At 37.1% G+C, this 26,499-nt stretch carries 26 protein-coding genes and 2 pseudogenes; 13 read left to right on the top strand and 15 right to left on the bottom strand.

Annotated elements, in window-relative coordinates; genetic code table 11:
- Positions 1-200: 200 nt before the first annotated feature.
- The 3 genes from B1NLA3E_RS10035 to B1NLA3E_RS10025 all read right to left on the bottom strand — a co-directional run bounded on the left by B1NLA3E_RS10035 (position 201) and on the right by B1NLA3E_RS10025 (position 2,285).
- On the bottom strand, positions 201-941 hold the full coding sequence (locus B1NLA3E_RS10035) for a class I SAM-dependent methyltransferase (RefSeq protein WP_015593727.1): 741 nt from the start codon (positions 939-941) through the stop codon (positions 201-203).
- Between the two features lie 508 nt (positions 942-1,449).
- A complete protein-coding gene (locus B1NLA3E_RS10030) occupies positions 1,450-1,635 on the bottom strand; it encodes a hypothetical protein (RefSeq protein WP_051120143.1) in 186 nt (61 codons plus the stop codon).
- A gap of 71 nt (positions 1,636-1,706) precedes the next feature.
- Positions 1,707-2,285, bottom strand: coding sequence for a TetR/AcrR family transcriptional regulator (locus tag B1NLA3E_RS10025; protein WP_015593726.1), 579 nt, complete (start codon positions 2,283-2,285; stop codon positions 1,707-1,709).
- A 210-nt stretch (positions 2,286-2,495) separates the two neighbouring features.
- Between B1NLA3E_RS10025 and B1NLA3E_RS10020 the strand changes: the two genes are divergently transcribed.
- Complete coding sequence (locus tag B1NLA3E_RS10020) at positions 2,496-3,710, top strand: MFS transporter (protein WP_041580444.1); 1,215 nt, start codon at positions 2,496-2,498, stop codon at positions 3,708-3,710.
- 629 nt (positions 3,711-4,339) lie between these two features.
- On the opposite strand, the gene B1NLA3E_RS10010 is transcribed toward B1NLA3E_RS10020, so the two are convergent.
- Positions 4,340-4,678, bottom strand: a complete 339-nt coding sequence (locus B1NLA3E_RS10010) for a winged helix-turn-helix transcriptional regulator (protein ID WP_015593724.1) — start codon at positions 4,676-4,678, stop codon at positions 4,340-4,342.
- Between the two features lie 444 nt (positions 4,679-5,122).
- On the opposite strand from B1NLA3E_RS10010, the gene B1NLA3E_RS25605 reads away from it, so the two are divergent.
- From B1NLA3E_RS25605 to B1NLA3E_RS09985, 6 genes and pseudogenes are all read left to right on the top strand, one after another.
- Entirely contained in the window at positions 5,123-5,362 is a 240-nt protein-coding gene (locus B1NLA3E_RS25605) for an MFS transporter (RefSeq protein WP_051120141.1), read from the top strand.
- On the top strand, positions 5,338-5,799 hold the full coding sequence (locus B1NLA3E_RS25885; protein WP_328285149.1) for an MFS transporter: 462 nt from the start codon (positions 5,338-5,340) through the stop codon (positions 5,797-5,799). Before B1NLA3E_RS25605 ends, B1NLA3E_RS25885 begins: the two co-directional genes overlap by 25 nt.
- Positions 5,727-6,005, top strand: a pseudogene (locus B1NLA3E_RS10000) (ester cyclase); the annotation flags it as partial. The gene B1NLA3E_RS25885 and the pseudogene B1NLA3E_RS10000, both read left to right, overlap by 73 nt.
- Before the next feature lie 51 nt (positions 6,006-6,056).
- Complete coding sequence (locus tag B1NLA3E_RS09995) at positions 6,057-6,608, top strand: NAD(P)H-dependent oxidoreductase (protein ID WP_015593721.1); 552 nt, start codon at positions 6,057-6,059, stop codon at positions 6,606-6,608.
- Positions 6,609-6,640: 32 nt separating this feature from the next.
- The gene (locus B1NLA3E_RS09990; protein WP_015593720.1) at positions 6,641-7,354 is read left to right on the top strand and encodes an SDR family oxidoreductase; all 714 of its coding nucleotides are present in this window, start codon (positions 6,641-6,643) and stop codon (positions 7,352-7,354) included.
- Positions 7,355-7,440: 86 nt separating this feature from the next.
- Positions 7,441-8,575 (top strand): annotated as a pseudogene (locus tag B1NLA3E_RS09985) (IS4 family transposase); the annotation flags it as partial.
- A gap of 160 nt (positions 8,576-8,735) precedes the next feature.
- Here B1NLA3E_RS09985 and B1NLA3E_RS09980 read toward each other — a convergent pair.
- The 3 genes from B1NLA3E_RS09980 to B1NLA3E_RS09970 all read right to left on the bottom strand — a co-directional run bounded on the left by B1NLA3E_RS09980 (position 8,736) and on the right by B1NLA3E_RS09970 (position 11,249).
- Entirely contained in the window at positions 8,736-9,338 is a 603-nt protein-coding gene (locus B1NLA3E_RS09980) for a hypothetical protein (RefSeq protein WP_041580442.1), read from the bottom strand.
- Between the two features lie 207 nt (positions 9,339-9,545).
- Entirely contained in the window at positions 9,546-10,007 is a 462-nt protein-coding gene (locus B1NLA3E_RS09975) for a membrane protein (protein WP_015593717.1), read from the bottom strand.
- A gap of 264 nt (positions 10,008-10,271) precedes the next feature.
- On the bottom strand, positions 10,272-11,249 hold the full coding sequence (locus tag B1NLA3E_RS09970) for a DUF3231 family protein (protein ID WP_015593716.1): 978 nt from the start codon (positions 11,247-11,249) through the stop codon (positions 10,272-10,274).
- Positions 11,250-12,871: 1,622 nt separating this feature from the next.
- On the opposite strand from B1NLA3E_RS09970, the gene B1NLA3E_RS09960 reads away from it, so the two are divergent.
- The gene (locus tag B1NLA3E_RS09960) at positions 12,872-13,120 is read left to right on the top strand and encodes a WGxxGxxG family protein (RefSeq protein WP_015593715.1); all 249 of its coding nucleotides are present in this window, start codon (positions 12,872-12,874) and stop codon (positions 13,118-13,120) included.
- A gap of 342 nt (positions 13,121-13,462) precedes the next feature.
- Here B1NLA3E_RS09960 and B1NLA3E_RS09955 read toward each other — a convergent pair whose 3' ends face one another.
- Positions 13,463-14,257 (bottom strand): alpha/beta hydrolase, encoded by a 795-nt coding sequence (locus tag B1NLA3E_RS09955; RefSeq protein WP_015593714.1) that lies wholly within the window; start codon positions 14,255-14,257, stop codon positions 13,463-13,465.
- A gap of 270 nt (positions 14,258-14,527) precedes the next feature.
- Positions 14,528-14,680 carry a tautomerase family protein gene (locus B1NLA3E_RS23860; RefSeq protein ID WP_236619658.1) on the bottom strand — a complete coding sequence of 51 codons (153 nt, stop codon included), beginning with the start codon at positions 14,678-14,680 and terminating at the stop codon, positions 14,528-14,530.
- 681 nt (positions 14,681-15,361) lie between these two features.
- Here B1NLA3E_RS23860 and B1NLA3E_RS09950 point away from each other — a divergent pair.
- Together B1NLA3E_RS09950 and B1NLA3E_RS09945 are read left to right on the top strand one after the other, a co-directional pair.
- On the top strand, positions 15,362-16,366 hold the full coding sequence (locus B1NLA3E_RS09950; protein ID WP_015593713.1) for a DUF3231 family protein: 1,005 nt from the start codon (positions 15,362-15,364) through the stop codon (positions 16,364-16,366).
- Between the two features lie 27 nt (positions 16,367-16,393).
- Positions 16,394-16,855, top strand: coding sequence for a hypothetical protein (locus tag B1NLA3E_RS09945; protein ID WP_015593712.1), 462 nt, complete (start codon positions 16,394-16,396; stop codon positions 16,853-16,855).
- Positions 16,856-17,445: 590 nt separating this feature from the next.
- Here B1NLA3E_RS09945 and B1NLA3E_RS09940 read toward each other — a convergent pair.
- The 3 genes from B1NLA3E_RS09940 to B1NLA3E_RS09930 all read right to left on the bottom strand — a co-directional run bounded on the left by B1NLA3E_RS09940 (position 17,446) and on the right by B1NLA3E_RS09930 (position 21,267).
- A complete protein-coding gene (locus tag B1NLA3E_RS09940) occupies positions 17,446-18,693 on the bottom strand; it encodes an L-lactate MFS transporter (RefSeq protein ID WP_041580440.1) in 1,248 nt (415 codons plus the stop codon).
- A 148-nt stretch (positions 18,694-18,841) separates the two neighbouring features.
- Positions 18,842-19,609 carry a LytR/AlgR family response regulator transcription factor gene (locus tag B1NLA3E_RS09935; RefSeq protein WP_015593710.1) on the bottom strand — a complete coding sequence of 256 codons (768 nt, stop codon included), beginning with the start codon at positions 19,607-19,609 and terminating at the stop codon, positions 18,842-18,844.
- A complete protein-coding gene (locus B1NLA3E_RS09930) occupies positions 19,606-21,267 on the bottom strand; it encodes a sensor histidine kinase (protein WP_015593709.1) in 1,662 nt (553 codons plus the stop codon). The genes B1NLA3E_RS09935 and B1NLA3E_RS09930 overlap by 4 nt, the downstream gene beginning before the upstream one ends.
- A gap of 589 nt (positions 21,268-21,856) precedes the next feature.
- Between B1NLA3E_RS09930 and B1NLA3E_RS09925 the strand changes: the two genes are divergently transcribed.
- On the top strand, positions 21,857-22,504 hold the full coding sequence (locus B1NLA3E_RS09925) for a cupin domain-containing protein (RefSeq protein WP_015593708.1): 648 nt from the start codon (positions 21,857-21,859) through the stop codon (positions 22,502-22,504).
- Positions 22,505-22,778: 274 nt separating this feature from the next.
- Here the strand turns inward: B1NLA3E_RS09925 and B1NLA3E_RS09915 are convergent, their stop codons facing one another.
- Together B1NLA3E_RS09915 and B1NLA3E_RS09910 are read right to left on the bottom strand one after the other, a co-directional pair.
- The gene (locus B1NLA3E_RS09915; protein WP_015593707.1) at positions 22,779-23,237 is read right to left on the bottom strand and encodes a 3'-5' exonuclease; all 459 of its coding nucleotides are present in this window, start codon (positions 23,235-23,237) and stop codon (positions 22,779-22,781) included.
- Positions 23,238-23,442: 205 nt separating this feature from the next.
- Positions 23,443-23,694 carry a hypothetical protein gene (locus tag B1NLA3E_RS09910; RefSeq protein WP_041580438.1) on the bottom strand — a complete coding sequence of 84 codons (252 nt, stop codon included), beginning with the start codon at positions 23,692-23,694 and terminating at the stop codon, positions 23,443-23,445.
- Between the two features lie 233 nt (positions 23,695-23,927).
- On the opposite strand from B1NLA3E_RS09910, the gene B1NLA3E_RS09905 reads away from it, so the two are divergent.
- On the top strand, positions 23,928-24,518 hold the full coding sequence (locus tag B1NLA3E_RS09905) for a hypothetical protein (RefSeq protein WP_015593706.1): 591 nt from the start codon (positions 23,928-23,930) through the stop codon (positions 24,516-24,518).
- A gap of 384 nt (positions 24,519-24,902) precedes the next feature.
- Here B1NLA3E_RS09905 and B1NLA3E_RS09900 read toward each other — a convergent pair whose 3' ends face one another.
- Positions 24,903-25,436: a hypothetical protein gene (locus tag B1NLA3E_RS09900; RefSeq protein ID WP_083935075.1), complete on the bottom strand. Its 534-nt coding sequence runs from the start codon at positions 25,434-25,436 to the stop codon at positions 24,903-24,905.
- A gap of 290 nt (positions 25,437-25,726) precedes the next feature.
- Between B1NLA3E_RS09900 and B1NLA3E_RS09895 the strand changes: the two genes are divergently transcribed.
- On the top strand, positions 25,727-26,488 hold the full coding sequence (locus B1NLA3E_RS09895) for a hypothetical protein (protein WP_015593704.1): 762 nt from the start codon (positions 25,727-25,729) through the stop codon (positions 26,486-26,488).
- Positions 26,489-26,499: the final 11 nt, after the last annotated feature.

Here is a 26,499-nt window from a genome sequence, read left to right as displayed (position 1 = left end):
CTAATAGAAAGCAATAAAAGAAGTGGCTCAGTTTCACTATACTGAGCCATTTCTTTTATAATAAAAACAGATACAAAACACGGTACAAATTGGGTTACATTTTCGGATGCATTTTCAGGTTTTGCGATAAGAAACGGAACCCGTTATCAAAAGACGAACCTTTTTATTCAACTTATCCAAAAGCAAGTTGTCTGTTGTATTTATTTGTTGGCTATAATCAGGAACCTTTTGGAATTTGTACTGATTCCTTTTTCGGTTCGATTGTTTTCGATGAAATCGCTCAGAATAACCAAATCGTTCCCTCCCTGACCAAAATCAGGAATGATTGGTGTATGTTTAAGTAAGAATATCAGGTCCTCTGGTCTTTGATAGTAATCAATAGCATCGTAATCAAAAGATTGAACTTCAGTAAAACCAGCTGCTTTCAGTTCTTTTATATATCTTTCTTTTAACGCCCCATCGACTTCTCCAAAATTTTGTCCCCGCTCAAAAGCTGTCTTTAAATTTAATTTGTCAGCTTCACTTACTTGCTGTGTTAAAAAAATCCCGCCGTTTTTTAATACCTTGGCTATTTCGTTTGAAATAAACGGTGCGTGACAGCTTGAGATGACATCAAAAAAACCAGTGGGGAATTGTAAATTATCAGAAGACATTTGGGAAAATCGCACGTTTGGCACTTCTGATTTTTTAAGATTGGATTGAGCCGTTTCCATCATTCCACTTGATAAATCAACTCCAACCAGGAAAAGCAATGAAGAAGCGATTCTTAATACATTTTCTCCTCCGCCTGTGCCAACGTCCAAGAGAATATCCGAACTTTTGCATCTTTTCGTTACTTCTTCGTAAAATTCCCACTTAACACCTTCAGTTGTTACACTTAATTTACTAAAGTCCCAGCCGTTTATTTTTCCAACCTTATCATAAAATTCTAATTCATTCATTTATATGAACCTACCTTTCAAATGTAAAAAAGCCAAGATACATCGCAGTGACTTGGCTACCCAATTAGAATGACTAACCTACACTGTTCCAAGTTTTAGTTTCCGAAAAAGGGCAGACTCCTCCCTTTATAGCTGGTACGTGTTTTTTTCCAGCCCGAAAACTAATTACTTCGAACAATACGGAAAGACATTCCACCCACCCCATTTGAAAATACTTTTATTATAAAACGTGAAGAAAAAATTGTAAAAATAAAACTTTACCTATTTCACTAAACTGATCCGTTACTTTAAGTACAAAAGTTCACATTCTCTTCCGAAATTTAACATATAGATCCAATTTTCTTTAAAGGTGTTGTTCAATTATATGACCCTATAAATAAAGTAACGCAATCATTTATTCAATGATTGCGCCCGATAGTTGAATAACTTTCATATTTTAATTAATCCATATCCCCAACGTATGCTTGGGTCATTTCGTTACGAATACCGTAATTTATTAAATGAGGTATCATAGCTTTTCGATAAAAGTCATATTTAATAATAATTCTAATGGTATCCATCCAAGTGCCACTTGTTCAGAATCAGTTTCAATTCCTTTACCAAAACCACTTTCATCTATTATGGCATAAGCAAAAAGATGAACAACAACATGAAAATGAGTATCCAAGCATTTCGGGCGGCGGGAACACGGCATCGAAATCTACCTTAGCGATCTCTTGAATTCGCCTCATCATTAAAGCAAAGCTCCTCGATTAGGGTATCTATTCAATCCGAATTAATTCCTGTAAATGAATATTTCACTAAATTTTCAACATAGACATCATCCAAATTTTCACCTATCACAAGCAATCTATAGAAAATTGGCCCGTAAATGAGGTCAATGCTTAAATCGAGATCGAGATTTCCCCTCAATTCCCCACGCTGAACCCCCCGTTCCATAAGATGTCTAGCTTCAAGCCGGCGAGGATGGAAGTATCTGGTCCGGTATGCCTTCGCCAGCCCTGAATCAAATTGCCCTTCACCAATCAGCTCCTTAATGATTTTACCCTCCCGACTAGTCAAAAACTGAGCTAAACTAGTGGCATGGATGAGTATATCATTAAATACTGAACCCGTGTCGGGCACCGGCAGTCTTGCCGCAGCAGCAGATAAAAAGCCATCCATAACAACGGCTGCTTTGTTGGGCCACCATTTATAAATGGTGGCTTTACTAACCCTGGCCCGCTCAGCAATTTTCTCAACAGTGACCGTTCCAAAGCCATTTTCCAACAACAAATCATATGAAGCAGAAAGGATAGACTTTTGCGTTTCAACATTACGTGGACGTCCTCTTTTGGCATTCACACGAATCCTCCCCTTTACAATAAAAACTATACGTCCATTATACTAAATATTCAACAAAAAGAAAAAATAGCCATTTACAAAACCGAACGTTCAGTATATTATTTAAATATCAATTTCTAAACTATACGTACATTATTTAATTTGCGATGGCAGTACTGAATATTGTTAGCCCTGCCTCACACACAAAAAATGAAAATGGGGAGGATTACTATGCAAATTAATCAAGTTATCGAGGGTAAACGCATTTCAAGCTGGATTATGTTTCTGTTAGCGTCCGCATGCGGTCTTATCGTTGCCAATCTTTATTATGCGCAAACCCTGGTAGGACCAATCAGTGTCTCTATAGGTCTTTCTTCCGCAGCAGCAGGATTAATTGTCACCTTAACACAAATCGGTTATGTTGCAGGGTTGCTGTTTATCGTACCGCTTAGTGACATTATTGAAAATCGGCGCCTCGTGGCAGTATCACTTATTGTTGTGGTATGTGCATTGCTTGCGGCAACACTCGCCCCCAATGCGCTATTTTTCCTGACTGCATCCCTGTTTATTGGACTGGGATCTGTGGTAGCCCAAATACTGGTTCCCTATGCAGCACATTTAGCGTCTGAAGGGCAGCGCGGCCGCGTAGTCGGAAACGTGATGAGTGGACTCTTACTCGGAATTATGTTTGCCAGGCCAGTGGCAAGCTTTATAACCAGCATTTGGGGATGGCAAACAGTATTTGCTTTGTCGGCGATTGCTATCGCTCTATTGACGGTTCTGTTGTCACGTATTCTCCCTGAGCGTAGACCTTCACCAACGATAAACTACGGTAAATTAATTGTCTCTTTAGGCTCCCTCTTAAAACAAACGCCTATATTGCGCCGCCGGGGCATTTATCAAGCTTGTTTATTTGGAGCCTTTAGCCTGTTTTGGACTGTGGTTCCTTTACGATTGGCGGATGATTTCGGAATGTCCCAGCAAGGCATCGCATTGTTTGCATTGGCAGGTGTGGGAGGCGCGATAGCAGCACCTATAGCTGGAAGACTTGCGGATAAAGGCTGGACCGGATTTTTGACCGGACTGGCAATGATTATTGCCACCTTGTCTTTTTTGCTGGCATATCTTTTTCAAGGCAATTCAACAACCGCTCTCACATTGCTCATTCTTGCCGCTATTATGCTGGATGCGGCCGTATCAGGAAATCTTGTGCTTGGACAGCGGGCGATTTATTCATTGGGGAGTGAAGCAAGAGGCCGATTGAACGGGCTTTTCATGTCTATATTCTTCATTGGCGGAGCAATTGGCTCTTCTTTGGGCGGTTGGTCTTATGCCCATGGAGGTTGGAGTTTCACATCTCTAATTGGAGTTGTTATGCCGCTTTTAGCCTTACTTTACTTTCTTACTGAAAAAAGAACCTTAGCAAAGGACGTTCGAATCCTGTAGATGGTTCAGGACAGTGAAACTTTCCAAAGCGGGAGAGCGCATTGCAGGCAGCGATGAGGTTAGGGGTTCGATCCCCCTTGGCGTTGTAAACAAAACACCGACTATAGCAGGTCGGTGTTTTTCGTTTGAGAGTCTTACTCCATTAAATGGCCCTATAATACAAAAGAACGAAATCCTTATTAAAGGAAAGCGCCCTTTTATGGAATAACTAAAATATGGTCTTAACCCCATGACCATCAAGGTAAGAAATTTCTTGTTCCCCAAAACGTAAAAAATGAGCTGAATTCTCATAAATTACTGTAGAGATATAAATTTTCATTTTGGGATTACTTCAAATTATCTGCTTGATGGGTAGGGAATTCAGCCAGCATTATGTTAAAACAGGTCACTTGATGGTAATAAAATGCCACTAAGTGGCCTGTTTATTTTTTTCCTACTCATATTCCCCCAAGGATTAAATGGATACCCTCGATTTCAACTTGAACTTTCACACCAAGCCGAGTCATTAAATTCGTCTGCTGGAATTAACTATCCATAGCTGATTCGATTGTCCTCCATAAATCAAAGAATTTCTGATATGGATCATAATTAACTCACCCAAATTTAAAGAATGATCCATATTTGATCTTTTATAAATTTAATCCAAATCTCTTTAATTCAATGAAAATACTTTCCAATCGTTTTCCTTTTTCCGTTAACGTATATTCCACACGAGGGGGGACCTCTGGAAATACCTTTCTTTTCAATATCCCATGATCTTCTAGTTCCTTAAGACGGAGTGAAAGTGTTTTCGGGCTAATTCCATTCATTGATTTCAATAGGTCGCTGAATCGCATCGTTCCTTCAATAAGCAGATCACGAATAATTAAAAAGGTCCATTTAGTCCCAATCACGTCAAGCGTTTTAGCAATGGGGCAAGGCTCACCTGGCACTCCTTTGGTCAGCACGACCGGCTCAATAACACTCATCTGAAACATCCTTCCTAAAATTTTTTGACTAATTTACCTCATCATATCACAATAGTATATTTTCGGAAACTTTATGAATTAAATATCACTACTTCCATAATTGAATTTACTACATATATAATATCGATGAACCTATTACTCCATCCCTATATTGAGGAGGTGATCAAAATTAGTGCGAGAAATCAACGAAACAAACTGCCGTTAGCGCTCATTGCTCTCTTAATCAGTGCTTTTGCTATCGGTACCACAGAGTTCATCATCATGGGTATTCTTCCGGATGTAGCAAACGATTTGAATATTACCTTAAGCGCAGCAGGGTTATTGGTTACCGGCTACGCGCTAGGCGTCGCAATCGGCGGTCCAATTATCACCGCATTTACCTGACGTTTGTCACGTTAGTTGCTGCTGTTCAGTTTGATGCTGATCTTCGTTGCAGGAAATCTAATGGCAGCTGTAGCTCCCAATTATCAAGTTCTGATGACCGCCCGCGTCCTTTCTTCCTTTGCGCACGGCACGTTCTTTGGTGTCGGCTCTATCGTGGCAACCCGTCTCGTTCCTCGTGAAAAACAAGCAAGCGCCATTGCAATGATGTTTGCTGGTCTCACGTTGGCTAATATCTTTGGTGTCCCATTTGGAACCTTTATTGGGCAAATGTGGGGATGGCGCGCTACATTTGGATTGTAACGGTTCTGGGCATCGTATCTCTCATCGGGATTGCTTGGCTCGTTCCACATATCCAAGGAGAGGTTATCTCGAATTATCGTCAAGAAATTCGCGCCCTTCGCAACAAACAGGTATTGCTCGCTTTACTCATGACGGTGCTAGGGTTCGGCGGTGTATTCACGGCATTTACCTATATCGCTCCCATATTGACGGATATCACGGGATTTGACTCAGGTACAGTCACCCCGATACTACTTATATTCGGCATAGGAATGACGATCGGCAATACGATTGGCGGTAAGCTGTCGGATTGGAAGCTGATGCCTTCCCTCGTTGGAATGCTGGCACTCTTAGCTGCTATTTTGGTGGTATTCACATTAATCCGGAGGAACTGGCCTTCGCTTCTCGCAACTTTCGTAAAGATGTTCCTGATTTACAGTGTGCTATTGAGGATTTAGTGGTATCCGCTGACAAGGTAACAGCTCGTCTCTCATTCAACGGGACATACAAAGGTGAGTTTATGGGAAAAACGCCAACCGGAAAGCCTGTTCATTTCTTTGCCATTGATATTTTGCATATCAGGTATGAAAAAGTCGTTGAGGATTGGCACTTAGAGGATAATCTTACATTAATGCAACAGCTGGGAGTAGTATCTGAAAATTGAACACCTAAGAGTTTTTAAAGAGACTACAGAATTAAAGGAGCTAGAAAAAAGATGAAAAATATACTTATTATTAACGGTCATCAGAAATATAGTTCAGCAGAGGGGAATTTGAACCAAACATTGATGGACAAAATGGTCAGTTTGTTAAGTGAAAAGAACAATATAAAAACAACAATTATTCAAAATGGATATAAAATCGAAGAAGAACAACAAAAATTTTTATGGGCTGATATTGTTATTTATCAAACACCTATCTATTGGTTTAGTGTTCCAGGCTTACTGAAGACGTATATGGATGAAGTTTATGCTTATGGTTTATTTTTTAAGGGTGCTGATCAGTATGGAAGAGGCGGTTTATTGACCGAAAAGAAATATATGTTTTCGACTACCTGGAATGCTCCTGAAAAAGCATTTAACGATCCAAGTCAATTTTTTGAAGGGAGCAGCCTAGAAGAGGCATTAAGCCATTTACATCGTATACAGAAATTCCTCGGAATGAAACCTTTAAAGAGTTTTACTAGCTATGATGTAATCAAAAATCCGAAGGTTGAAAAATTTGTATCCGAACTTGATATACATCTGAAAGAGGTATTGAATTTTTAATCTATTAAGTAAAATCATGTGGAGGTAAAAACATGTTAAAAGATAAAAAAGTTGTAATTATCGGTGGAAGCTCTGGGATTGGTTTGGAATCAGCTAAACAGGTTATAGCCCAAGGGGCAGAAGTAATCATTGCCAGCCGTTCCGAAGATAAATTACGGAATGCAAAAGAGCAGCTAGGAGATAGGGCTACGGCTTTTACGCTAGATACAACACAAGAACAGCAAGTTCAGTCTTTCTTTGAAAAAATCGGCCAGTTCGATCATCTTGTGGTGAGCGCGGCAGAAACATCCGGCGGGTCATTCCTCCAAACGGATACAGCCCAAGCCCGACAACTGTTTGAAAACAAATTTTGGGGACAATATTATGCAGCAAAATACGGTGCTCCGAAAATTTTACCAAACGGCTCAATCATATTATTCTCTGGGGTTGTAGCCTATAAATCGATGGTTGGTTCGTCAATTCTAGGTGCAGTCAATGCGGCCGTTTCGAATCTAGGAAAGACCTTGGCATTAGAACTTGCTCCGACCCGAGTGAACACCGTTTCACCCGGTATAATTGATACACCTTCCCGCAGTAAAATGCCAGAAGAAACTCGTAATCATTTCTATGCTACGGTTGAAAACATACTTCCTGTGAAACGAATAGGAAGAGCTGAAGATGTTGCACAAAGTGTGCTATACTTGCTTCAAAATAGTTTCGTGACTGGAACCGTTCTTCATGTAGAAGGCGGTCACATTTTAGCTTAAGCCATCAGCTGAGGAAAAATCATATCCCCTAAACAAGGAAAACGCTATTCTTTTTGTAGAACTATACGAAAGGATGGTGTTTTTTTATGAATCTTTCCATCTCTGAGGAGCTTTACTTTTTTTCACAGGAATTACATCGATATAGGTCACCACAAGCTCTAGAACAACTAGCTAAGGAGATAGGATTTGTACAACGAAAAAGTAAGTACCGAGTACAAGATTTGGTTGCTTTATGCGTATGGTTGAGCCAAAAAGTAGCTCATACTTCATTAGCACAATTATGTAGTTGTTTAGAATCTTCAACGGGTGTCTTGATTAGTCCTGAAGGACTCAACCAACGATTTAATCCATCTGCTGTCAAGCTTCTACGACATGTATTCACTTCCTTGTTTACTCAAAAGCTATATTCCTCTAATATTCTTCCTCATTGTTATGCCACTCGGTTTCAGCGTATACGAATCATGGATTCTACTACTTTTCAACTTCCAGATGTGTTTGCCCCAGCTTATCAAGGATCTGGAGGGAGTAGCCATACAGCTGGCGTAAAGATTCAATTAGAATATGATCTTCTTAGTGGCCAATTTATGCACGTTCACTCAGGACCAGGTAAACAAAATGATCGAAATTATGAATCAATTAAAACCGGGGCAAACCTATGAAATATCTGACGCTTACATCGGGCAGTATCAAAAATTGCCAGCTAGAGTCATTATCCACAGACTGACGGATTAACAAACGAGAAAACGGAGGGGAAATCAAGCGTTAAAGGAGAAAAAGAAAGGAATTGTTATGAAGGAACGGAGTAAACGATTGAGTGCGATGAATGTATACATAACCAATGCACCACCCGAAGATGTTCCAACGGAACACGTTCACGATCTTTACTTATTACGATGGCAAATCGAATTACTTTTTAAAACATGGAAATCCTTCTTTGAAATCGATCATTGTAAAGAGATTAAAAAAGAACGATTAGAATGTCATCTCTATGGTCAACTAATTGCCATCCTACTTTGTTCTTCCACCATGTTTCAAATGAGGCAGCTATTACTTACCAAGAAAAAACAAGAACTCAGCGAATATAAAGCCATTTATATCATCAAAGATTATTTTTTATTACTGTTTCATTCGATACAAAAAAGCACCCAAGACCTATCAAAGGTCCTGTTTCGCGTGTTTACCCTCCTACAGAAAAACAGGCGAAAGGCTCATCAATTCCAATATTGAAAAGCCCAATTTCAACATTAAGATTTAGAAATTGGGCTTTTTTTCGTTACTCCATAAACTGGTCTGATTCAAAAAAGACGCACCCTTATTAAAGAAGTGCGCCCGATTCTTGAACAAGGATATGAGTGGTTAATTATATAAATTAATTGCCCACTTATATAACAAATTCATAACCCGTTGGTTTTTGGAATGGTACTTTATATTCTTTAAAGACTAGTTTATATTTAGAAATATCGTCGGGTAAAGATGGCGATACGATGAATGTAAAAGATTCATGTCCTCTGGAGCCTCCCCCTCCTTCGTTTCGACAGTCATAATGAGTTCCTTCTCCTACTATTGAGAGTTCAAAATAGGTATGTTCTCGCTGATGCCATTCAAACATTTCATCAGAAGAGATTCTGTCAATATTCAAATGAACTACACTTGCGTTTTCAAACTGACGTACAAATGTTACTGAATAAAATTTATTATCTTTTTCAAACGACTTTAATAACGGTATATTTTTAAGAAATCCTTTTGGCTCTACAATAGGTCTATATATCTCTTCGTTTAAGAAATCCGCAAAAACACTGTTTAGAAAATCCTCATAAAAATTATACTCTTTTGCCCAATTTGTAATAAGTTGTTTAGTGGGAAAACCAGGATTATTATTTGAAAGATCCTTCCATTGTTTAATTAAATTACATATTTGTTCATCTATTGCCTCTATCTGTTCATCATAGTGGTCTGTTGGTGGTTCAAATGACATTCGCTTCATATTTTCGCCTCCAAGATAAAACAATAAGACAATTTTAACATAATCTGGTAAGTAGTGTTCCACTAATCTGCCCTATGACTGATTAAAGACAAAGAAAAAAATGAACTGCTTAAAAACAGTCCATAGTTGCTCGATTTTCGCGCCCGTTTGCGGAAGATCAATTTCCTAACCCAGTACCAAAGTATCCATTTGGAACGAATTATTGCATTATGTTTTTAAAATGGACTTATAAATAATAATACCCATAATTATTCCTGGAATAAAAAAAAGCATAGGTAAAAAAACCGGTCCATAAATCACCCCAAATATTTTTAGTTTTGACGAATACATTAAACCGATTGTTAAAAAAAAAGCACCAACAACAAAGGGAATGTAAGAAAAAGAATTTATTTTTCCGTTTGCCTCTCGATAAGCATCCCACATCGCAAACATATATAAACAGGGATAAAACATAAGCCATTGAAAATCAGTTATTTCAATGGCTTTGTTTATTTCGCCTGTAAATGAATACATGATTGCTAAATTGAAATTACTTTGAACGTTTACTAGAAACTCTAAAATAATAAATGCTATGCCCTTTATTACGCTTCCATTTAAAAACTGGCCAAACCCTGGTAATGCAATGCTCCAAAGTAAAGCCTCATGATTTTTAGGCTTTTCTTTTTTCATATGTAAATTATCCTTCTTAATGTAATAGATTTGATGATGTGGGTGTACTACCTTTCTCGGTCGGCACTTGTAAGGGGTTTTTCTTACCACCCATTCTCAATTGCCATATTAAATCATCATTAATGTCAGTTATTTGTTTTTCACTTTCGCATACTCTATTTTGATGTCATTTTCCTATGATGAAGAAAATGTTTCTATTCATTATTCATCCTAAAATATCTTTGGAATAGTGTTAGATAAAAAACTTAACTAAATAGGATCTAGTTACTGCCCTTTCGCCATCGGTAATTGATCCAAAAATTTGTATTTAATCAGGAGATTAGCAGTATCTTCACCATACTTAAGAGTTTCCCCCATTAAGCGCATAAAGTGTGCTCCAATATCCTTTCTTGTTGTGCTCGACAATGTAGCTCCATATCGTGCAGAGGCCTGTGATGTTAATGCAGCGTGTTTATAAAGCATAACCCGTTCAGAAAAAGGTGAAGCAGTTGTATCAAGGATTTCAGTTTCCCATGTTGGCAGTTTGGGCAAGCCATTTTTTGTAAGAATTGATTGAAATATTTCAAGTTGTTTATCAGAAATATCAACCCCGCGTTGATAATGCTCTTTCAGCTCTTTAGAATTAGTAACCTGTGCAGCCCCACTGATAAACTCCTTATGGATCTCAGTCGCATGAAAATTATGAACTATTTGACCTATTTCGAGTGCATTTAGCGGTCTTGTATCAGTAAACAAACCTGACAAAAAATTTTGTGAATCCACTTTTTCTACCAGGTCTGGGGTGGGAATGTGAATTTCAGGGTGTTGTAACCCCTTGTTTTGCATAAGATTCATACATTGTCTTAGTAGTTCAGATGAGTTTTCAAGGCACATTTTGTAAAAAGAAAGGATATCACCACGGGATGAAGTATTTAACGATAGAGAATTCACTGTATTAGCTGCTTGGACCAATCCATATTTCAGAAGGATGACATAGTGATCTGTAAAAAGAGGGCGAGCATTTATTTTTACATCATTTTCATCAAATGGTTGTGGAAGGGGTTGTCCAGCTTCTATTAAGAATAATTTCGATTGTTCTGACTCCTTAATCGCAATTTCTTCGGTAAACTTAAGCATTTTTAACAATTCTTGATCTTGTGTTGTTGCTATAAAGTGACGAGAAACCCATACTCCCATCGTATTTGCTACATAGGAAGTCCAAAGATTAGAGATTTCTGCTGGCGTTAATTTTTTTATTTCCATGATTTTAAAAAGCCCCTCCCTAAAAATTCTTTTATAACATTCCTATATGCTAACTTTCCATTCTCTTATTTGTACAGAAAGGATGAACCAAACAGTTTAAGTATGTCCATCACCACTCGTTTTCCAATCCTCTACCACGAGTTCATGTAATAAAGTCTTTGCTTGCTTAATTTTTTCATATTTATCCATACATACCCCCATAATAAGAATTCACTTACTATTATGGGCAATTTATAAATTTTTATTAAAAATCTTATTATAAATAGAAATAAGCAATATTAAATTTCTTATGGTAAAAACGGGATTGTTCCTAAACTAATCTGCTTCTTTAGCTTAAGTACATTTCTTCACAATATCCATTTCTCTTACTTATCGTTGCTAAACAATCTGGCCCAATCATTAAGAATAGCGCATTTCTTGCTGCAGAAATGCGCCCGTTAATTTAAGTACAAAACTTCACAATCTTGCTATTTGTTCAAGAATAAAAAGGGTTGCCTCAGAAACCTATATTTATCGTTGCTCACACATTTTAATAAATTATGAACCGTTTCCTGGATATATGAGAAAAATAGTAGGGCTGAGCCTTATCAGCTACAACCCTACCTAAAAGTCTAAAAAACATTATTTTTATTGGAACAAATCTAGCTCGGTACTTCCTGATGGTTTAGCAGGGATATCATCCCCTACTAGAACACAATAACTCCACCAAATTCTCTGTCGGGAACACCCAATCCACTTCCATCACCAAATTAATTTCCGCCTTTCGGAAATGGAGAGGGTGGTGGACCCTCTGGTGGCTTCTCAAATGGTGGGGGGGGTGGGCCCTTTGGTGGATCCACAAATGGTGGGGGGGGTGGGCCCTCTGGTGGCTTCACAATAGGGTCGTCCTTATACCTAAAGTGAATGCCATTGTTTTCTTCATTATTCATATTTATCACCTCCTGTTCTTATTCTTTGCAATAAAAAAATATAAACCCTCAAATACAAAATATCTTTCCTACCGTTTGCAGACCTTATCATTCCTTGTTCAACTAAACTGCCACGTTACTTTAAGTACAAAACTTCACAATCTCTTCTAAGCTCTACCATACATTATCCAATTTTCTTTAAAGTGTTATTCAATTAAATGGCCCTAAAATGGATAAAAGCACTTTCCTTATTATAGGAAAGCGCCCGATTGCGGATAAACACAGCCATATCTTTTTATTAAGAGCAAGAGCCAAGAGAAATAATATCATTAGAACTGGTACAAAAATAATTTGATGGTTCATTAGAGAAATCAAGACTGTCTTCCTCCTTTTCGAAATCCATATATACAAATTATACCATATTAATTCTATTAACCTGCCCGTTACTTTAAGTACACACTTTCACAATCCCTTCTAAACTTTAATATCATAGGTATCTATTTTCTTTAAAGGTGTTGCTCTATTAAATGGCCCTAAAATGAAAAAAGCGCTGATCCTTATTACAGGAAAGCGCCCTTTTCTGGAATAAGCTAATGAATATTTTCATCGTACTGTTCATTAAGTTTGTTTCTCTCCTTGTACTCAAGCTCCTCCTGAATAATTATTTATGTAATACAAACACTAGCATTATTAATTATGAAAGGAGGAAAAACTGTGTTAAAAAAACTTCTATATTCATCTTGTGCCATATTGGTTACTGTAATGCTTTTCGGGATGTCCACTGGATATGCTCAAAATTCCATCTCAGACTTCTTCAATCACACTAATGGCAAAGTAACTCATTTAGCTGCTGATAACGATAATATCGGTGGTGATGATGACGATACCGATTGGGGTTGGATTGGTTTACTTGGTTTGGCAGGTCTTTTAGGGTTACGAAGAAAAGATAACGACAAGAAATAGTTAATAATCAGTGATTACACTTCCTTTTTGCCACTGTCTATAAGGATTTCCTAATCTATAGGGTCCCTTTGGGATCCTTTTGCTTTATTCATATCTTCTCTCTGTCACTCCTTCGCAATAAGAGTCAATTAAGCCTTACATAACAAATAAATTTTTTATTAAGTTCACTATGATAACTAAAAAAGACACAATGCCTTATACAAGGATTGCGCCCGATTGCGGAAGATCTTATTGAAGATAAGCCCCTGTTACTTTATGTAAAACCTTTCACAATATTCGATATAGAAAAACTACAAATACAGATTATACTCATAATCTCATCGACAAATAGGAATTTGTAAATTACTGAAGTATCTCGTTTATAAATTCTATCACTTGCTCATTCCTCAGATAGTTTTCGTGGTTTATACCATCGAATATCTTTATCTGTGCATTTGCAAAACAATCTTTTACTTTATGTTGTAGGCTTGCATTTAGTGTTTTATCTGAATTTGAGCCGATTATGTAGGTATTGCAAATTGCATTTTGAGCATAATCAATCAGTCTAATATCATTTGAAATAAATACTTTGGTAGGTCCCCAGAAAATCGGAATAATCTTGTTATATAAATCCGACAAATCACGATATGCAGCCATAAGAACAAGGCTTTCGCAATCTCTTACACTTGCAAGATAAGCAGCTATTCCTGTTCCGTAACTATGTCCCATAACAACTATATTTTTATCAGGATAATTAATCTTTGTCCAATCATATAAATCTATTGCTGTATTCTTCATAGATTTTAAATTCATTTTGCCTTTACTATTCTGACTTCCATAGAAATCAGCAGATATAAATGGACAATCAAAATTTCCACCAAAGCATCCGACAGAATTAAAAGCAATATAATTTGAACCGCCATAAAATAGAATAATATTATCAGATTCACTTATAAGATTATAACCATAACCCGACAGTTTTTCGCTAAACTGAATATACTCAGGAGTGAAGTATATCTCTTTCATTTTTTTTGCACTTTTATAAAAGGAATAGCTTATCGTCTGCATCACGAAATTACACCCAAAGCCAGCAATCAATACCCACATCAGTATTTTTAAAATAATTCTATATAGTTCCATCAAACTTGTATCAAACATCCAAATCACCAAATTCCTATTTATCTGTGTATTATATAGATTTTCTTACTTTACAATATTTTACTAATGTGCATTTATCCTCGGTTATTTGTATAACTTTATTTTTTGGGATATTAATAGGTCTAATTTTATTTTACAGTAAATATACATTCCTGTTGTCACTTCTTATTGAACAAACCTGCCCTTTAATCGATTAAAGGCCAGAAAAATGGACTGCTAAAATTAACAGTCCAAGTTGTTGCATTTTCGCGCCCGTTTCTTAAATAAAAATTAATTTTCTGTTCCTTTTTTCCCGAACCCCTCACCAAATTTAAGTGAATGTAGTTGTCCGTTTGAAGCCCAGTTATCTCTATCATATTCATCAAAAATTACAGTAACCCATTTTTCATTTACCTTTAAAGTTTTAACAGCTTCTTTGGTAATAGATTCAACAAACTGTTGTTTTTGTGGTTCTTCCTTTAGCCAATTTGACCGTGATAACAGGCATTTCCGTCACTCCTTAACAATATCCATTCTTCAAGTTTATTCATTCAATAAAGCTCTATATATTTTCTGTACACCTAACCAATTGTTTTTACATAACTTTTCTGGTAATCAAATCCAGAAAAAAAGACTCTTCTAATTGAAGAGTAGCGCCCTTTAATGGAAGAACTAAAATATGACCTCGCTCCTAAAACACTTAATTCTTCTTCAACTATCGCCCCTTTTAGTTGAACAATAGTTTCTCTTCTATTACATAATCATCAAGTGCATTCTACAGAATAAATTTTTTACTCAGATTGACAATAACCTTAGTGTTATCATTTAACACTAAACTTCAATGTGGAGGGATATACTTTGATGACTCTATTAAGTTTATTCTCAGCCTTAATTATTTTGAGTATTAAGGTAGCATTCCGAATTAGTAATATGACCTTTAGATAAAAGGGTTTGTTAAGAATGCCATCTTTAACTTAAGTATTGAGGATTCTAAAAGTATTGTCTATTTCGCAATGTTGTAAGAAAGAGGTGAGCATATTATTATGCTTGCCTTTTTTTGTAATATTAATGGAAATAATGAATATCCCCTTCTGAAAATGAAAAGAATATTCTTGAGGTGATCATGTGGATAAGAATAACTTAAAACTCACTTCTTCCGAAATAGGAACACTGTGGGGCCAGTATGTAAATGGAACAATGACAGATGTTGTAAATAGGTATATGTTCTCTATTATTGAGGACGAGTCAATAAAAACCATTTTTGAGGATGCTATCAAAACGTTCGAACAACAAAAGAAACAACTTGTTTCGTTTATTGAGAAGGAAGGGTTTCCAGTACCAATTGGATTTACTGAATCTGACCTCAATAAAGGGGCAACAAGATTGTTCACTGACATATTTTGCTTAAATTATTTACATGTCATGACTTTACATGGTTTGCTAGGACACTCAACTTCATTAGGTGTTTCTGTAAGAAAGGACTTACGGCTTTTTTACGATTCATGTGATAATGATGCAAAAAGGATGTACCATCAAACAATTGACTTATTGCTTGAGAAGGGGAACTTTCAGCGAGACCCTTTATTTTATCCTGCTAAAAACCCTGAACTTATTACTAGCCAAGATTTCAAAGACGGGTTCCTCGGAAAAGGGAGACGTTTAGCTGCAACAGAAATCATCAGTATATCTTTCAACCTTAAAAAAAGTATTATGGCTAAAACACTTTCTATCGCATTCAGCCAAGTTACTCAAACAAAAGAAGTAAGAAAGTTTTTAGAGGATTCCGAGAAAACGGCTGATGAACAAATACAAGCCTTCTCAAAAATAATGCACACCGACAATTTACCCGTACCTAGGTCGTGGGAAACAGAAGTGACAACTTCAACGGACTCTCCTTTTTCCGACAAGCTAATGTTGTATCACATTGGATTCTTGTATCAAGCTTCACAAATATATCATGGGACTGGTTTAGCATCAGCCATGCGAACAGACCTCGTAATGGCTTATGAAAGCATCATCCTAAAAACTCTAATGGTCACAAAAAAGTGGTTTACTATTATGATCCAAAATAAGTGGTTAGAACAACCACCACTTGCTCCTAATAGAAAAGAAATTGCAAAAGAAAAATAACAAAACAATGTTACTAGGTATGAATATATGAATAAGAGTGTACTTGAAAAACTTATGTGGAGTATCGCACTACCTGGGTTTGGGCAGTTTTTAAACGGAAAATATTTTAAAGGTACCATTCTATTGATTCTTGAATTCCTAATTAATGTACAAGCCAATTTTAATCAAGTCATCTTTCTAAGTTTTCATGGAAGGATTGGAATTAGAAATGCAATAGAACATGCCGATTATCAGTGGCTGATGTTTTATCCTTGCTTATATTTTTTTTCTATGTGGGATGCGGTGAAAGATGCATGCGGAGAGAAAGATCCCACTTCTTTTCTTCCGTATGTGTTCGCAGCGTTTTTTGTAACTATTGGACTGATTTTTTCCTCAAGCTTAACGATATTTGGAGCGTTATTAGGTCCTGTTTGGCTCCCAATGTTATTTGTTTTTCCTGGAATAATAATCGGATTTATTGTTAGAAAAACTTTATATAAAATATCTTAAAAAACCATCCGCTTTTAATATTAAAAGGATGGTTTTTGATGTTGAATATGCATGAAAGTTTATCTAACTAAACTGCATCGATAGTTTAAGTGCAATACTTGATAATCTCATCTTTATTTTAACAAAAATCCCCAGTATTCTTTAAAGGTGTTGTTCAATTATATGGCCCGTTTGCTGAAGATCACTGAATAATCATTGTTATCTCATTGTAGGAGGTTGATTTTCATCCGAGATACATGTTCAATTAGTCCTTGATAAGTATTTATTTTTTTCGAGACGGTTGTTTGATTTAAACGGAATATTCAATCTGGTAAAAAAAGCTGTCATTCGGTTGTAAATTCCCTGTCATTCATCGGTAAATATTATGTCATTACTGGTACATTTCGATGGCCGTAATCACTTTTAATCGTACTAAACTAATCTAATCCTTATACGCCATATCTATGGAAACATATAGTCAAAGATTAAAGCGGCTTTCTAAGAACGGCAATACTTGATTTTGACCTTATTAATTGCTTGAGGCAAACAAAAAAAGGCAAAGTGAATCTGCCTTTTTTTGTTTCCACTATTTCAATTGGAGGGCTACTCTATTAACTTGCTCGTGTATCTGGTGTAAAGCTAGGAATGTTACCGGCATTCCTTTTATCCTTCGTTTTTGGTTTCCCATTGCTCGGTGCCTTTAACATCATGGCGATGATGACAGAAACAATACTTAATACAGCAATAAGCTTAAAGGTTGGGATAAATCCGCCTAAAGAGGCAGCGATAAACGAACCTGAGATGGCACCAATACCGAAGCCTTGATAAATGATTCCGTAGTTTTTACTTTGATTTTTCAAACCAAAGAAATCGGCTACGATGGCTGGAAATACCGTAATATTACCCCCAAAACAAAACGCAATCGCGGCCACACTTCCAAAGAAAAGCCCATAGTTCAGTTGAACAAAACTTAATACTGTAACGGCTGCAGTAGTAACAAGTAAGGCACCTGCTACCACTCTTAATCGGCCGACTTTATCCGATAATGCCCCAAGAATAATACGACCGCTTGTATTAAAAATCGCCACTAATGCCACCGCATTACTTGCCGTCGCAATATCCAGACCTGCCATTTTAACACCGATGTCCTTAACAATACCGATTAGGAATAATCCGCTCAAACACGTTGTAAAGAAAATGATAAACAAGAGATACGCTTCCTTCGTTTTCAGCATTTCTTTAACCGTATAATCTTTTTGAAGTCTACCATTTTGAATATTGTTCTCATAACCTATTTTTGCTTCCCGAACTAGAAATGAACCACCAACGATCATAATCATGACGATTAATCCCCAATAAAAGAACGCTTGGGTGACTCCAACTGATTGGATGAATGCCCCATTAATGAACTTGAATATCAAACTACCCGTACCGTAAGCTCCAACAGAAATACCAGAAATCAGTCCTTTTCTTTCCGGGAACCATTTAATTAAATTAGATAATGAAGTGATATAGGCAGTACCATCTGCTGCACCAACAATAGCACCGACCAAAATATAAAGCATCCACAAGGATGATACTTGGGAACTAATCATTAATCCGGCTCCAAGTACAATGCCGGCACAAGTAAGGAGGCGGCGAATTCCCCATTTATCTTGGAGGTTTCCAGCTAACAACGTTGATAAAGCCAAGGCTAAGCTGGTAATTGAAAAAGTCAACGCAACTGAATTTAACTGCCAGCCAAAGTGGTCTACTAAAGGCTGGTTGAAAAGACTCCAAGTATAGATAGTACCTAACCCCATTTGTACAATAATCGTTCCTATTACGATTAACCATCGACGATCCATGCTTGATTTCATGATGTTCTCCCCTTTTCTTCAACAATAATAATGATCATTTTATAATTAGAAATAATGAATTATCCTGTTTACGTGATCATCATACCACCAAAAAAAAGGAGGAAATCGTTATGAGAATGAGATGCTTATTATTCGGAATGAATGGAGATTACAGTTGCATAATTTGTCGAAACTCTTTTACTTTACTTCTGCTCACAGGGATTTCGGCGTTTAAATTTTTAAGACGCAGTATGTAGGTTTGATTAAACCATGGTACAATTTCACGGATTTTCGTTAAGTTAACCGTGAAAGAGCGATGACAGCGATAGAACATGTCCTCCGGTAAAAGAACATGAAATTCCGATATACTCATGTGCATCGTATACACCTCATGCTGTGTATAAACCAATGTAACCTTTTCACTTGCTTCCGCATAATAAATGTCATTTACATCGGTCACGATAATTTTTTCGTTCTTTTTTAAATTGATTCGGTTTGAAGCCTTTGCATGGACCTCTACTTCCTGTCCCCGAGGATGTTGGCTTCTTTCTTGGATTGTCGCTTCAGTCTGATCTCGTTTATAGGCGGATTCAAGCCTGCTTAACATCGCTGCCAACCGCTTTTCATCATATGGCTTCAGGACATAATCAAAGGCCTCAAGCTCAAATGCTTGAGCCGCATGTTCTTTATAGGCAGTGGTAAAGACAATATACGGTCTTTTGGTAAATTTGCTAATGGTACTAGCCAGCAGCATTCCATTAAGGGATGGTATATTAATATCCAAAAAGATTACATCTGTTTCTTGCTCTTGCAAAAATTTTAACACATCCAAACCATCTTCAAAGAAATGAGTCACTTCAATTTCGCTGTAGGCTTCGATTAAATACTCCAACTCTTCTCGAGCTGGAATTTCATCTTCAACAATGATCGCTTTCATATATTCTCCTTTACAATATCAAAGAAAACTTCTGTTCCTGGAGATAGTCGGTGAATCACTAAACCATTTCCATAGATCAGCTTCACTCGCTGATGAACGTTATACAAGCCGATTTTGTTAGCTGGTACACTATCATGCTGCAAATGGTAGATGACATCTTCGCTGATTCCTGCACCTGTATCCTTGACACTGATTCTTACTTTTTCACGCAAATTCTTGACTGAAATGGTAACAACACCGGGACCTTTATTCTTTAAGATGCCATGGACAATAGCATTCTCCACTATAGGTTGAATGAGAAGGCTAGGTATATTTACATGCACATCATCAAGATCATATTCTACCGTCAGACGGTTGCCAAAACGGGCCTTCTCAATTTCTACATAATCGCGGACTTGCTCCAATTCTTTATGTATGTCAATCAACTGGTCACTTACCTCTAAATTGTATCGCATATAACCAGATAAATTGATAATCAACTCGCGAGCCTTGTTTGGATTCCTCCGGGTCGTTGCCGCAATCGCATTGAGGGCATTAAACAAAAAGTGCGGATTGATCTTTGTTTGCAGCGCCTTCAACTCTGCCCTATTCGCTGCTTCCTTTACCTGTTCAATACGGGAAACCTCCATAAGGGTAGAAATAATCTGTGATAGTCCGATGGCCATCGTCTGAAGCGAATAAGTCATTTTATTTGCTTTGCGATAATAGATTTTGAGTGTGCCTGTCAACTCACCATGTTCCTCAAAAGGAACAATCAGCAAAGAGTGAATTTGGGGTGTATGGTGATCCGCAATTTGATTTCGAATGACGAACTTCCCGGTACGAATCACCTCTTTTGTCAAATCACTAATGATTTCCTGACCAAGCTCATATCGTTCTTCCCCAAAGCCAACATAGGCGAGGACATTATGAATATCCGTAATTGCCACAGCATCGGCCTTAATATCATTTTTTATAATACTGCAAATCTTCCTTAATGACTCAGAATTGATCGAGCGAAAATAAGGCAGAGTCTTATTCGCGATATCCAAAGCTAATTTGGCCTGTCTAGCCGCAATCGCTTCCTTTTCCCCTTCAACACTATTGACCAGTAAGACAATCAGACCAATGGTAACCTGTCCTGCTATCATGGGAAACGCAATCCGTGAAACGATATCCAAACCAAGTGAAAATGGTTCTGACATGGTAAGAATCAACAGCATGGTCAATACTTCACAAAACATCCCAGCAATGATCCCATATATCCAACGTAACGACCTCTTTACTTTACGATTAATATAACCCGAAACAATACCCGCAATTATACTTGTGATTAAGCAAGGGATGGAGGTGATTCCTCCAATATCAATCAAATAGCGATGGATGCCGGAGACAACGCCTGAAATGATTCCTACCCAAGGTCCAAACAAAATACCACCCGAAACAACGGCGATAATCCTAATATTCACCAATGACCCTTCAACATTGATCCCAGAATAGGTTCCAAAAATAGCAAATAAACAAAACATCAGTGTAATAACAAGCCGCTCCGTATGAGAATGGCGATCTTTTTGAAGGGATTCCTTAAATCTTGGAATCCTAATCATAAAAAACAAACAAATCAACAGCAAAGCAGCCCGTTCAAATAAATGAATCAGCATTTCTAATGAAGTATTCATCGTAAAATCCTCTCAAATTATGCATCGATATATGGTGTGAGATCGTTTAGTGCACATTTTATTTTACATCTATCAGGAAAAGCCTGCCTTATAAATGTAGGCAGACTTAATTATTCAACAATATAGGTGAAAAATCTAGTGCATTGCATTATTTTTCGTGTGGTTATTTTTGGCTGTTTCTGTTAAATTGAACTGATGATTTCCGCTACAAGCACTCGCTTTCAGAGGTGCAGTCCGGGAGCCTCCTTCTTTTTTATTTTACCACTCAAGGAGCTTCACTCAGCTTTGAAGAGGACGTAAGAGGACGGGGACGGTTCTCGAGATCAGTGAAAAAGTCTCATTAATAATCACAATAAACAAGGGACACATTTTAGTGTCCTAAAAGATATAAAAAGGGTATTTCGTACGTTTAAGATTTTTAGAAATTTAAACCCTCAGCCACAGACGGGCTCCGATCTGATTGGTTATATGGAAATAGACGCAGCGCTACATTAAATTATTTAATACCTACTCACACCTTTCTTGTTATATGTGCATAACATGCCTATAAGTTTAGTTATATTCCTAAAAATTGAGGTGAAGAAAATTAATGGTCTCAAATATGGATTATACATCACCATCAACTCAATACTTTTTTGACGTAAATAAGAGCCCCCTATTCATAAAAGATAACAAAAACTTTATTAATGTATTAGGTATCAAACAGTTGAATACACTGGAAAATGTGTCACTGCTAGACATTTTCCTAAGTACAAATAATGTCGTGGAACCGCACTATCACCAAAATGCTGCACAGTTAGTCTATTGTATCTCTGGTTCTGCTACAGTATCAATGCTAAACCCATATACAAAACAGATACACAATTACACGATTACACCTGGGCAAGTGGCAAATGTTCCACAAGGGTGGTGGCATTATGAAGTTGCTATTGTTGATAACACGCATCTTTTGGCAATATTTGATGCCCCGACTCCAGAAGTAATTTTAGGTTCTGATATCTTAAAATTTACTCCTGCAAATATTATGGCGCATACCTATTGTCTTGATGAAAATCACTGGAAGCAAGTAATCGCACCAGTTAAACCTTCAACATATATAGGTCCATACCAGGACTGTCACAGCCTAAATGAACAGACAACTCATCAATATGTAAATCCACAAAATCAGCAGCCCCAATATATTCCGCAATACCCGCACACACATTACCCTCCTCAGTTTCAGCGTTATTGGGAATAACAGAGAGACAAAAACTGCAAATGGCATGGAATATCCGTGTCATTTTTTGCTTGAATATAGAAAAAGACTGTCATAACAGCATTTTTTCTGATGCTGGTAATTTTTTTTTGAAATCAGTTACGATGAGTTGTAAAGAATTATTAGGAGTAGTATCGATAACAGCAACAAGCTTTGTTTTTTATCATTTGACTTTAGAGAACTTCCGAATTCCAAAAAGTCATTTGCAAGCAAATCAGAAATTCATTTTAATCCTCAAAAGTGTGTAGTTTCAAGTTTAATTTACCTTCACAATGCCAAACTTCTGGCTTCTCATAGTCGAGATTCGATCCAAATATTGAGTGTATTCCGATTCCCCAGAGTAGGACAAGCAAAGATATTCTTTTGCTCTTGTCATGCCAATATAAAACAAGGAGACTTCTCGCTCCTTATCCTCTTCCAATGGAAACGGCATCGAATCCACATTGACGATAAACACAGCCTGAAAATCTAATCCATTGCTGCTATCTATCGTACTGATTTTGACCTTTCCGTCTTCTTTTTCAAAAGATCGTTTCGAAACGTCATTTTCGGTGATCCAGTAGAATAGTATTGCTGACTCAGTTAATGTACGCTTGATGATATCAACGATTGGAGATTTGTATGTCTTTTTTACCCGATAAAGGATCAGCATTTCTTCTAAAGGAACTTTTTTCTCTTCATGTAATTTCTTTATTTGTCTTGATACAATTCTCATTTCATCTGAAAAACTGGCTGATTTTACGATGCCTGGTTCCGCACCTTTTCTCTTTGTACTTTGTGGAGCAATAATTTCACCATCAAGATCACGATTGACGACTTTATTTTAAGAGCACGGGGAGAGCACGGGGAGAGCACGGGGAGAGCACGGGGACGGTTCTACTGCTTCCTATTGAAGCAGTAGAACCGTCCCCGGGTAATATTTAATCATTTACAATAGGCATTCTGCCTTTGTATCCACAAACTGGACATGTAACAATACGTTCGTTAATGACACCTGTCTTGAAAGCTAATGCAAAACTTAATTTCGATAATTTAAAACAACATCCACAGCGAGGACATACAAAATGAGATTTTTTTGTGCGAATATCAGCATACTTGTAAACAAATATGAAAGCCAAAGCCAAAATAAGAATGGTTTGAATTAGTCCAAATATCGGATTTCCTTGATTCATTTTATGATTTCTCTCCCCTTTAGAAGAAACAAAATGAAATTGATACATTTCTATTATAGTCTTTTCAGTATTAGTTAAGCGTAGGTTTATTTCTTGTATCTGTAGTTATAGTAGAGTGGCATTTTACAGTAAAATCAACCGATTCTTTTTGGATTTGTTTGAAATCAACGATTAGCCAATAGCTAAAGAACAAGCCGATTTTTAGAATCGGAATATACTGAATATGAAATTAGATGGTAGGGGGTGAAACCATGAATCCTTGGTTCAAGTCTTCTTGTATTAGTAAACAGGAAGTAAGTTTAAAAAGTTCCATGCGTTTAGTTTGGGAACAACACGTATACTGGACAAGATTGACAATCATTAGCCTGGCTTTTAATTTACCTGATGTAGACTTTGTCACCGCACGTCTTCTTAGGAACGCTACAGATATGGGGAATTTACTTAAGCCTTTCTATGGAAATAAAATAGCTGAAAAGTTCAGCAACCTTATTAGGGAGCACCTGGTAATTGCTGTGGAACTTGTCAAAGCTGCAAAAGCAGGCGATCAAAAAGCTGTAGCTGCGGCAGAGAGAAGATGGTACGAAAATGGCGCAGAAATTGCCAAATTCCTAAGTAGAATAAATCCTTTTATTTCAAGAGATGAATTTCAAAAAATGTTTTTCGAGCATCTGGCACTTACTACTCAGGAAGCAGTATTAATACTACAAAAAGATTTTCAATCAAGTATTGCTGTGTTTGATAAAATTGAGGTGGAAGCTTTACAAATGGCTGACACAATAACGGCTGGAATTGTGAAACAATTCCCAAAAAAGTTTCAAATATAAGAGTTGGTGATTGCACAATAAGATAACTAAATACTACTAACTCATTTTTAAAAGTTAAGCTGCCACACACAATTGTTGCAGCATTGTAAAAAAATTGCGGTACTTCTTTCAAAAATATGAAAGAAGTACCGCAATTTTTTTTACTAGTTATTTTGTGAAGTAATGTTTCCTAGAAATTGAATGTTAATCCTCAAAAGGGTGTTGTTCTAAGTTTAATTAACCTTCACAATCCCCATCTTCTGAATTCTCTTAGTCGAGATTCGATCCAAATAGATCGCATATTCAAAGAGCACGGGGACGGTTCTACTACATCACAATTGAAGCAGTAGAACCGTCCCCACACTCATGCCCACACTCATGAGATTCCTTCCAGCTCTTCTCTTATTAATAGCAAGTAAACGATTGAATTTGTCGTAAGCTAATACCGAAATAAACCCATCTAAATCCAGTCCAACGATACCCTGAGACAGCGTTTCGACCAACAAATGTTGGATAAAACCAAAATTGTTGAAAACCTCTCAGCCATACATACGTGTATCTGAATAAACATCTTGCAATACCGCCTGGGTCAACTGCAAATGCTTCTACTTGTTGTTGTGGAACAAATGAAGGCGGTGGTGCTGTTGGTGGACCTGCCGCTGGACCTTGACCAGGTGGTGCAAATGGAGGCGGTCCAGCCGCTGGTCCTTGGCCAGGTGGTGGAAATGAAGGTGGACCAAAAGCTGGTCCTTGGCCAGGTGGTGGAAATGAAGGTGGACCAAAAGCTGGTCCTTGGCCAGGTGGTGGAAATGAAGGTGGGCCACCAAATTGTCTTACATCATGGGCTGCATAGTTATTAATCTCATCTTGAAATGGATTCGAATATAAATAAGCTTCTTGATTATATGGATTGCTAAAATACGGAGGAATAGGATACATAAAATACACTCCTTTACTTTTTAACCTCACATCATCATATTCTTTAGTCATTGACCTATCAGCTTGTTCAATAACAAATGGGCACTTACCTATTATAAAGTTTCTTCTTAAGTCTCCCCCCTGTATACCTTACAAAATTGTTTTCTCTTTCATAGGTTTTTTGCATCAGTTCACGTTTTTTCACCTTGCATTACGATACAGTACATTTTATTAGCCATTATTGGTGTCATATAGGTATTTACCTGCATATGGTACACAAAGTAATTACTCATGTTTTTGGAGGGGGTTATTTGTACAGGCAATTTCAAGAACAAGTTGGTGGTAACTATACCTATTTTGTAAACGGAGCGTTGCTTGACATGAAGCAAGGTGACGTTACAGGTGACGGGATAGTGGATCACGTCTATTTATATGGAAGGAAAAACGTTGAGACCGACATCTTCGCAGATCATATTATCCTAGTCATTCAAGATGGGCGTTCTAATCAAATTTCAACCATTCCTCTTCAAAAGAATGCAGGATACAATGCGAAGCTCTTTCTTGGGGATTTTTCTAAAGATAACCTATTGGATGTTTTTGTTAGTATTGAATCGGGTGGAAGCGGAGGGTACGGTATATTCTATATTTACTCCATCAAAAATAACATTCCACGCCTATTATTTGATTTTGAAAAATATAATAAAAGCTATACATTCAAAGCCAATTTTGAAGATCTTTATAAAGTAAGTGTAGGAAGTCCACCACTAGACCTCCTTTTCACCCTTGACATTAGCTATAAAGGCTATGATTACCTTTCACAGCTTTACTATGAAAATGGCAAATTAAAACAACCCGTTCAAGGTGAGGTACTTTCCATTGGTGCATTATACCCAATTATTACGAATCAAAAAAGCAAGAGTTATGATTTACTTGTTTTTCAACGAATAATTGGTATTTCAAATTCGGATACATTAGGTCATATCGAAAACCTTTTAACATGGAATGGCACTCAATTTAAATCCACAAGCTTGGCCACAGCGATACTTGGAACAAAGTACATTAGCCTCGACTAATGTCGAAACAA

Source organism: Bacillus sp. 1NLA3E (genome assembly GCF_000242895.2).
Taxonomy (GTDB): Bacteria; Bacillota; Bacilli; order Bacillales; family Cytobacillaceae; genus Bacillus_BU.
The sequence above is the reverse complement of the archived record's forward strand: the minus strand, read 5'-3'. Positions and strand labels throughout refer to the sequence as shown.